Raw genomic sequence first — 8,629 nt, 5'->3', positions numbered from 1 at the left:
CCGAGGAGGCTGCCCACGATGGTGGCCGGCTGCCAGAACGGCAGGGTGCGGAAGCGGTCGTAGATGCCCCGGGTGATGTCCATGTTGAGCGCGGTTCCGGTGTAGACCGTCGGCATCACGACGGTCTGCACCAGGACGCCCGGCAGGAAGTACTGGAGGTACTCCTTGGTCGAGCCGGCGAAGGCGCCGCCGAAGAGGTAGGTGAAGGTCAGCAGGAAGATGATCGGCATCAGCGTGACGTCGAACAGCACGGCCACGCCGTAGTGCTTCATCTTCCGCATCGTCCTCCACGCCGACACCCGCACCGCGGTCAGCGGGTTCGGGGCGGAGGGGCGGATCTGGCTGGTGAGGGCCTTGCGCAGGGCGTCGTTGGGCACGCCCGGGGTGGCCGTCGTCTCGGAAGTGAGGGTCATGCCGCGTCCTCCTGGTCGGTGGTGCCGTCTTCCGCGGGGCGGCCGGTGAGGGCGAGGAAGACCTCGTCGAGGCTGGGCCGGCCGAAGGAGAAGTCCGAGACGGCGATGTCCGCGCGGGCGAGTTCGGCCAGGGCCCGGGCCACCCGCTCGTTGTCGTTGGTCCGCACGGAGAGCGAGAACGGGTCGGACTCCTGGAAGACCGGTGAGGCGACGGCCCGGGTGAGCACCTGCGAGGCCTCGGGACGGTCCCCCGCGTCGACGAGCCGCACGTGCAGGGCGCCGGTGCCGACCGACGACTTCAGCTCGCCCGTGGTGCCCTCGGCGATGACACGGCCGTGGTCGATGACGGCGATCCGGTCGGCCAGCTGGTCGGCCTCGTCCAGGTACTGCGTGGTGAGCAGGATCGTGGTGCCCAGGGCCACCATGGCCCGCACGCTGTCCCACACCTGGTTGCGGCTGCGCGGGTCGAGTCCGGTGGTCGGCTCGTCCAGGAAGAGCAGGTCCGGGGTGATGACGAGGCTGGCGGCGATGTCGAGCCGGCGGCGCATGCCCCCGGAGTACGTCTTGGACTGCCGTCCGGCGGCGTCCGTGAGGTCGAAGGCCGCGAGCAGCTCCTCGGCGCGCTCCGCCGCCTGCGCGCGGGAGAAGCCCAGCAGCCGGGCGAGCAGGGTCAGGTTCTCGGTGGCGGTGAGGTCCTCGTCGATCGAGGCGAACTGGCCGGTGAGGCTCACCCGGCGGCGCACCGCGTCGGCCTCCTTGACCACGTCGTGCCCGAGGACCCGGGCGGTGCCGCCGTCGGGAGTCAGCAGGGTGGACAGCATCCGGATCGTGGTCGTCTTGCCCGCGCCGTTGGGGCCCAGCACGCCGTACACGACGCCCTGGGGGATGGCCAGGTCGACACCGTCGACGGCACGCTTCTCACCGAAGACTTTGACGAGGCCCGACGTCTCGATGGCAAGACTGGATTGCGAACTCAATCTGTGACTCCTTGCTCCTGATGCGCCGCGAGGGGGCGGTGCGCCATGGCCGGCGCGCCGGGGAAGCCCCGAAGACGGGAGGGAGGAAAAGAACGGCACTGCGGGTCAGTAATCAAATTTGACCACTGCTTCAAGCTAGGGCACGGAGGGCAACTATGCAAGTTTGATTAGTGACACATCCGAAGGCCCGTCAGGTGCGCTGCGGCTCGTCCGGGAGCCGCCAGGAACCGGGTACGCCGAAGGCGCGCTCGTGCTCGCCCGCCATCTCGTACTCCCCCGACGTCACCCGTTCCAGCAGGTCACGGGTCCACTCGACGCTCAGGTCGGCGTACCGCGTCCGCATCGTCCACAGCTCGCCCAGGTGCGGTGGCAGCTGACCCTCGCCGGCCGCCGCCCCGTCCCCCGGCAGCGCCGGCGCCTTGCGCATCCCCTCGCGCTGCTCCTCCAGGGCGGCCAGCCGCTTGGCGAGCGCGGCGACGGCACGGTCACGGGTGAGCGCGGGCATGAGGGCCAGGCCGGCGCTCAGCATGTCGTCCCGGTGGTCCGGGCGTTCCAGGGCGTCGACGAGCAGCCGGAAGAACTCCGCGTCCCCCTCGGGGGTCACGCCGTAGTCCACCCGTCCCGGCCAGTCCCCGATCTCGGTGGCCTCCAGCAGGCCGTCCTTCGCCAGCTGCCGCAGGGCGTGGTAGATCGAGCCGGGCTTGACGTTGGCCCAGTCGTCGATCCCCCAGGACAGCAGCTCGGCCCGGACCCGGTAGCCGTGCGCCCGGCCGAAGCCGCGTACCACTCCGAGGACCAACAGCTTCGTCGCCGTCATCGTCATCCCGTTCTCTCAGCTGCGGCGATCCACCCGCCCGTCGCCTGCCGGCCTGCCGCCCGTCCATCGCCCGCGTGTCGCCTGCCGGCCCGCGGCTCAGCATAGTGAGCTGTTTGGCGGGCAGCGGGCGGCGCCCGGACGGGGTCGCCGGGGGCCGGCACCTGACCCGGGGGCGGCTCGGGGCCGGGGGCCGGCACCTGACCCGGGGGCGGCTCGGGGCCGGGGGGCGGCACGGGGCTCGGGGGCAGCAAGGGGGGTGGCTCGGGTGCACGGGGGGGGGTGGCTGGGGAGTATCGGCTTGAGGGGCACGGGGTGTGGCTGGGGAGGGGCGGATCGGGGTGATCCGGGAGCGGTCCGGGTGGACCCGGGAATGGCCCGCAAGCGGTGCGGTCCCGGGCAGCCCTGGAGCGACCCGGAACCGGTCCCGACAACCCAGGAGCGACCCCGGGGAGTCCTGGAACCGGCCCTGAGTGACCCCGGAGGGGCCACAGAGGCGGCCCGAGGGCGACCAGGAGGCGGCTTGGGGTGGCCCGGGGGCCGGCTGGGCGACCCGAACTGATTCCGGCGGCCCCGGGGTAACGGGGGTGACCCCGAGCGGTCCAGGACCCCAGGGCCCGGGAGTCCAGGGGCCCGGCGATCCGGGGGCGACCCGGAGCAGCCTGGAGGCCTGAGGGCGACCCGAAGATGCCCCGGGCCCGCACCCCGGAAGACTCCCGGGCTCGTACCCCCAGGAGTGGTCCGGAGCGACCCAGGGGCCCGCACCCCCGGAGTCACCCAGAGCGAACCAAGGCCCCACACTCCCGGGCGTAACCCGAGAGTGCGGATCTCGGACGCGCCCCCGGGCTGGTCCCGGAGCCGGTGCCGATCTCGGTGCCGGAACCGGAGCCGACCCCACTCCCGGAGCCGGAACTTGAACCGGTGCCGGAGCCGACCCCGCTGCCGCAGCCGGAACTCGAACCGGTGCCGGGGCCGATCCCGGTGCCGGAACCGGAGCCGGTACCGCTGTCGAAGCCGGAACCTGAACCGGTGCCGTTCCCGGAGCCGGAACCTGAACCGAAGCCGGACACGGTGCCGCCCCCGGAACCCGAACCGGACACGGTGCCGCCCCGGGAACGTCAGCCGAAACCGGATTCGGTGCCGATCCCGCTTCCGGAACCAGTGCCGTTGCCGGGCTGGTCCGCTGCCGATCCCGGAACCCGAGGCGGTACTTGAACCGGTGCCGCTCCCGCTACCGGAACCAGTGCCGATGCCGAGCTGGTCCCGCTGCCGGCCCCGGTGCCGATCCCGCTGCCGGACCCGGAACCTGAACCGGTGCCGGAGCCAGAACCTGAACCAGAGCCGGCACCCGAACCGGTGCCGGTCCCGGTGCCAGAACCAGAGCCGGTGAGAACCAGAGCCGGTGCCGGTGCCGGTGCCGGTCCCGGTGCCAGAACCAGAGCCGGTGCCGATCCCGGAGCCGGAACCAGAGCCGGTGCCTGGACCGGAACCGGACCCGGAGCCCGTGCCGGAACCAGAGCCCGCGCCTGGACCAGAACCGGCCCCAAAGCCCGTGCCCGGACCCAGAACCGGCCCCAGAGCCCGCGCCTGGACCAGAACCGGACGCAGAGCCCGCGCCTGGACCAGAACCGGTGCCGATGCCGAACCGGACCCCGAGCCAGGGAAAAGTTCGCCCGTGGCCGGTCGGCCGAGTGGGTCAGGCGCTGGTTTCCAGTTCCACCTTCGGGACGTCCGGCAGCTTGCCCAGCTGGACGAGGAGCGGGCGCATGTTGATGACGTCCCAGTGCTCCACGACCTTGCCGTCGGCGAAGCGCAGTTCCTCCACCAGGTGCCAGCTGACGCGCTGTCCGGTCGGTTTCACGCCCATGAACTCGTTCTGGTGGGTGGCGGTCACGGTGATGCGCAGGCTGACCCGGTCCTCCTCGGCCATGATGCTCTTCACGTCGAGCTGGAGATCGGGGAACGCCTTCAGCCCGGCCTCCATGAGCTTGATCATGTCGGCGGAACTCACCTCGGTGTCCTCGGAGTAGTGCACGATGTCCGGCGACCAGTGCTTGATGATGCCGCTCAGGTCCCATCGGTTCCAGGCGGCGACCATCTCCAGACACAGGGCCTTGCGCTCGGCCATTGACATGGCGATTCCTCACAGTCTCGCGGACGATGTCCCGCCAGACTGCCCCCGCCCGGCATGAGAACGGCTGCAGGATCGCTCCAGTCCTCCTGGAGCGGCGCGGGCGGGTCCGGATCCATCGCGGCTCACGGGGTCCTCTAGCCCGGCACGGAAGCCTTGGCGTCCTGCAAACGCCTCTCCGGCGGATCCCCCGGGGGGGCACCGCTTCGTCTGCCGAGGAGGGGACGTGAACATCCTGTTGACCGGTGCCACGGGCAAGGTCGGCCGCCATGTCACGGAGGGCGTGGTGGCCCGGGGCCACCATGTGCGGGCGCTCACCCGGACACCCGGGACGGCCGGGCTGCCGGCCGGCGTCGAGGTCGTCCAGGGCGACCTGGAGCAGCCGGGGACCGTGGCCGCCGCGCTGGAGGGCATCGACCGGATGTACCTCTTCCCGGTGCCCGAGACCGTCCACGAGGTCGTCGCGCTGGCCCGGAAGGCCGGGGTGCGGCACATCGTCGTCCTGTCGTCCAGCTCGGTGCTGGAGGACGAGAGCAATCCCAGCCACCAACACCACCGGACGGTCGAGCGGGCCGTCGAGGACAGCGGGGCGGACTGGACCTTCGTACGCCCCGACGAGTTCGCCGGCAACGTGCTGTGGAAGTGGGGGGAGTCCATCCGTACGGAGGGCGTCGTGCGCGCACCGTACGGCAAGGCAGCCCGCGCGATCGTGCACGAGGCCGACATCGCGGCGGTGGTGGCGGCCGCGCTGCTGGAGGACGGTCACGCGGGCGCGCAGTACGTGGTGACGGGGCCCCGGGCACTGACGCAGGTCGAGCAGGTCGGCGCGTTGTCGGAGGCGCTCGGCCGGGAGATCCGCTTCGAGGAGCTGAGCCGGGAGGCCGGGCGCGAGGCGATGAGCAGGGTCATGCCGCCCCCGGTCGTGGAGATGCTGCTCGACTACCTGGCCGCGTCCGCCGTCACGCCCGGTCCGGTGACCGACGTGGTGCGGAAGGTCACGGGCCGGGAGGCACGCACCTTCGCGAGCTGGGCCGCGGAGCACGCCGACAGTTTCAGCAGTTCCAGCTGAGGGAGGGGTATTCGCCATGTACGGATCCGGGATGGCCGAGATCTACGAGCTGCTGCACGAGTCGCGCGGCAAGGACTACCGGGCGGAGGCTGCCGTCGTCGCGGGGCTCGTCCGGGCCCGCAATCCGGAGGCGGACTCGCTGCTGGACGTCGCCTGCGGCACCGGCGCGCACCTGCGTCACTTCGCCGAACTGTTCGGCAAGGTCGAGGGGCTGGAGCTGTCGGAGGCCATGCTGACGATGGCGCGCGCCGCGGTGCCCGCCGCCGTCCTGCACGGCGGGGACATGCGCACCCTCTCGCTGGGGCGCTCCTACGACGCGATCACCTGCATGTTCGGCTCGATCGCCTATCTCCAGGACACGGACGAACTCGCGTCCACGCTGCGGTCGTTCGAGGAGCACCTGACGCCCGGCGGGGTCGTGGCGGTCGACCCCTGGTGGTTCCTGGAGACGTCCCTGGCACGCCATGTGAGCGGGGACACGGTGACCGTGGGAGAGCGGACGCTGACCCGCGTCTCGTACACGGAGCGCGAGGGGCGCACCTCGAAGATGGAAGTGCACTACGTGGTGGCCGATCCGGGCAGCGGCGTGCAGCACTTCGCGGAGGAGCACGTCCTGACCCTGTTCACGCGGGCCGAGTACGAGGAGGCCTTCACGCGGGCCGGCCTGCGCGTCACCTACGTCGAGGGGATCCAGTCGGGCCGCGGCCTGTTCCTCGCGGACCGGGCCGGGGGCGGGCGGCGCTGAGCCGGCCCGCCCCCGCGCGTCGCCGTCAGTCGGGCAGTCGTACGGAGAGCGCGTGCCGGAAGACGTTCTTGGGGTCCCAGCGCGCCTTGACCTTCTGCAGGCGCGGGTAGTTCCCCTTGTAGTACAGGACGTACCAGGGGACACCGGAGGTGTTCCACTCCGGGTCGGTCAGGTCGATGTCGGGGTAGTTGATGAAGGTGCCCTCGGTACGGTCGTTGGGCACCGGGACCCCGCCGGTGGCGGCGAAGACGTCACGGTAGATGTTCCGGATCCAGGCGACGTTGGCGTCGTCCTGGGCGGGGTCCATCCAGGTCGCGGACATCCACACCTTGATGATGGAGTCGCGCTGGGCGGTGGCGGTGGCCGTCTCCGGCACGGAGTTGACCTTCGCGCCGTAGGAGTAGAGCGAGACCTCGCCCCACACCTGGGAGTCGGCGCTCAGATAGCGGTAGAGGGTGGCGCACTGGTCGGCGGTCCACGGCTTGCGCAGGTACGCGCCCTTGGACTTGGTCCGGTCGAAGCCCCCGGTGTCGAACTTGTTGGCCAGCGTGGCACGCAGCCACGGCTCCGTGCTGCGCTGGACGGCGGGCTCCACACCGGTGCCCTCGTTGATCGCGGCGACGAAGTCGTTCAGCAGGCCCTCCGCGCCGTTGAGTCCGCCGTCGATCTGGACGTCCAGCACGATCTGCCCGGCCGCCCGGCTGTTGAGGTAGAAGACGCTGTGCAGACTGGCGTACGGGGTGCCGGCGGCGCTGTTGCGCTGGTGCCAGGCCCCGTGGTTGTCGATGATCCGGGTGAAGGCCTTCTCGGTGAGGGCCGACCAGTCCCAGGTGACGATGTGGCGCAGGGTGGACTCGGGAGCCTTGGGCAGCAGTGCGGACGGATCGCTGCCGGTGGCCCCGGGCGTGCGGAACCAGTACCGGGTGACGATCCCGAAGTTGCCCCCGCCTCCCCCCGTGTGGGCCCACCACAGCTCGCGGTTGGGGTCGTTGGCGGCGCTGGTGGCCACCACCTTGCGGGCCCGGCCGGAGGCGTCCACGACGACGACCTCGACCGCGTACAGGTGGTCGGCCACCACTCCGTCGCGGCGGGAGAGGGGGCCGTAGCCGCCGCCGAGAACGTGCCCGCCGACGCCCACCTGGGGGCAGACCCCGGCCGGGATGGTCACGCCCCAGTTGAGGTAGAGGCTGCGGTACGTCTCCCCGAGGGTGGCGCCGGGCTCCACGGCGAAGGCCTGCCGGGCGGTGTCGAAGGAGACCTGTCTCATCTCGGACATGTCGATGACGGCCCGGACGGCCGGGTCGTCCACGAAGCCCTCGAAGCAGTGACCCCCGCTGCGCACGGCGATCCGCCGGCCGGCCTCCAGGGCGCGGTTCACCGCGTCGACGACCTGGTCCGCCGTGTGCACGACGTACACCACGTCGGGCTTGCCGCGGAACCGTCCGTTGAAGCCCCTGCTCACCAGGTCCTGGTAGCGCCGGTCCGCCCGGTCCACCTGGACGAGGGCCGTCGGGGCGCCGCACGCGCCGCCTTCCGCCGCCTCCGGGACGGCCGCCTGGGCGGCCGGGGCACCCGTGACGGCCGAGGTCACCACGGTGGCCCCGCCGACCGCTGCCGCACTGCCGAGGAATCCGCGGCGCGTCAACTCGTTCAACACAAACACCTTCCCTATTTCTGCCGTGCCTGACGTGCCTGGTGTGCCTGGTGTGCCTGCCGTGACAGCCGTGACGGCCGTGACGGCGTGACTGCGGTTCGTGTCGTTTCCGCCGTGGATTCTCCGAACCGGCCCGAGCCGGACGCCGCGGGCCGCCGGCGACTACTGCTTCACGGGTTCCAGGATCACCACCGGGATCTCCCGGGTGGTCTTCTTCTGGTAACTCTTGTACTGCGGGAAAATCCCCGTCATGAGCTTCCAGAGTTCCGGCTTCTCCTCGGCGTTCGCCGTGCGGGCGCGCACGTCGAAATGCTCCTCACCGATCTGGACGTGCGCCTCGGGCGTGGCGACCAGATTGAGATACCAGAGCGGATGCTCGGGCTTTCCGCCGTTCGAACCGACCACGATGATGTTCTCGCCGTGGCGGCCGTAGATCACCGCGGTGCGCCGCAGCAGTCCCGACTTCCGGCCGCGGGTGGTGAGGAGCAGGGTGTCGAGCCCGTACCACTTCTGCCCCTCCTTTCCGCCGCTGCGGTGGTAGCGGCGTATGTGTGCCGCGACCCAGCCCGTCGGGTTGTCGATGGGCGTCTCGTCCTGCCGTTCCGCCCGCTCCGGCAGTTGCTCCTCCGGCAGTTGCTCCTCCGGCATGACCCCTCCCGAGTAATCAAATTTGTCTAGCCGTCACCCTAGCCACGCCGGACCGGGTGACGCAATCAAACTTGAATAGCGGGACGGCGGTCTCAGTACGGACGGCCGCCGCTCAGGGCGGTGGCCGGCACGGCGACCGGGGTGCGGCCCACGGCGAAGCGGGGCTCGAAGTCGGTGT

At 71.2% G+C, this 8,629-nt stretch carries 8 protein-coding genes; 2 read left to right on the top strand and 6 right to left on the bottom strand.

Translation table 11 applies throughout. The annotated features are described in order from the left end of the window. From IE312_RS39960 to IE312_RS14205, 4 genes are all read right to left on the bottom strand, one after another. Positions 1 to 413: ABC transporter permease (locus tag IE312_RS39960; RefSeq protein ID WP_229899713.1), on the bottom strand; the 413-nt coding region annotated here is incomplete at its 3' end. Continuing rightward, positions 410 to 1,390: an ATP-binding cassette domain-containing protein gene (locus IE312_RS14215; RefSeq protein WP_189981698.1), complete on the bottom strand. Its 981-nt coding sequence runs from the start codon at positions 1,388 to 1,390 to the stop codon at positions 410 to 412. The genes IE312_RS39960 and IE312_RS14215, both read right to left, overlap by 4 nt. Before the next feature lie 190 nt (positions 1,391 to 1,580). Continuing rightward, on the bottom strand, positions 1,581 to 2,207 hold the full coding sequence (locus IE312_RS14210) for a PadR family transcriptional regulator (RefSeq protein ID WP_189981696.1): 627 nt from the start codon (positions 2,205 to 2,207) through the stop codon (positions 1,581 to 1,583). 1,693 nt (positions 2,208 to 3,900) lie between these two features. Next, a complete protein-coding gene (locus IE312_RS14205) occupies positions 3,901 to 4,338 on the bottom strand; it encodes an ester cyclase (RefSeq protein WP_229899712.1) in 438 nt (145 codons plus the stop codon). 223 nt (positions 4,339 to 4,561) lie between these two features. Between IE312_RS14205 and IE312_RS14200 the strand changes: the two genes are divergently transcribed. Then, on the top strand, positions 4,562 to 5,404 hold the full coding sequence (locus tag IE312_RS14200; RefSeq protein ID WP_189981694.1) for an NAD(P)H-binding protein: 843 nt from the start codon (positions 4,562 to 4,564) through the stop codon (positions 5,402 to 5,404). A 16-nt stretch (positions 5,405 to 5,420) separates the two neighbouring features. Then, positions 5,421 to 6,149: a class I SAM-dependent DNA methyltransferase gene (locus IE312_RS14195; protein ID WP_189981692.1), complete on the top strand. Its 729-nt coding sequence runs from the start codon at positions 5,421 to 5,423 to the stop codon at positions 6,147 to 6,149. A gap of 25 nt (positions 6,150 to 6,174) precedes the next feature. On the opposite strand, the gene IE312_RS14190 is transcribed toward IE312_RS14195, so the two are convergent. Together IE312_RS14190 and IE312_RS14185 are read right to left on the bottom strand one after the other, a co-directional pair. Beyond that, positions 6,175 to 7,803: an FAD-binding oxidoreductase gene (locus IE312_RS14190; protein WP_189981690.1), complete on the bottom strand. Its 1,629-nt coding sequence runs from the start codon at positions 7,801 to 7,803 to the stop codon at positions 6,175 to 6,177. Positions 7,804 to 7,965: 162 nt separating this feature from the next. After that, entirely contained in the window at positions 7,966 to 8,451 is a 486-nt protein-coding gene (locus tag IE312_RS14185) for a nitroreductase family deazaflavin-dependent oxidoreductase (RefSeq protein WP_189981688.1), read from the bottom strand. Positions 8,452 to 8,629 lie beyond the last annotated feature (178 nt).

The organism is Streptomyces capoamus (genome assembly GCF_014654935.1).
Lineage (GTDB): Bacteria > Actinomycetota > Actinomycetes > Streptomycetales > Streptomycetaceae > Streptomyces > Streptomyces capoamus.
This window is presented reverse-complemented; position numbering and strand designations above follow the sequence as displayed.

Coding starts and splice junctions, on each gene's coding strand:
- IE312_RS14210 (WP_189981696.1), bottom strand. CDS start 2,207: ATGACGGCGACGAAGCTGTTGGTCCTCGGAGTGGTACGCGGCTTCGGC.
- IE312_RS14185 (WP_189981688.1), bottom strand. CDS start 8,451: ATGCCGGAGGAGCAACTGCCGGAGGAGCAACTGCCGGAGCGGGCGGAA.
- IE312_RS14205 (WP_229899712.1), bottom strand. CDS start 4,338: ATGTCAATGGCCGAGCGCAAGGCCCTGTGTCTGGAGATGGTCGCCGCC.
- IE312_RS14195 (WP_189981692.1), top strand. CDS start 5,421: ATGTACGGATCCGGGATGGCCGAGATCTACGAGCTGCTGCACGAGTCG.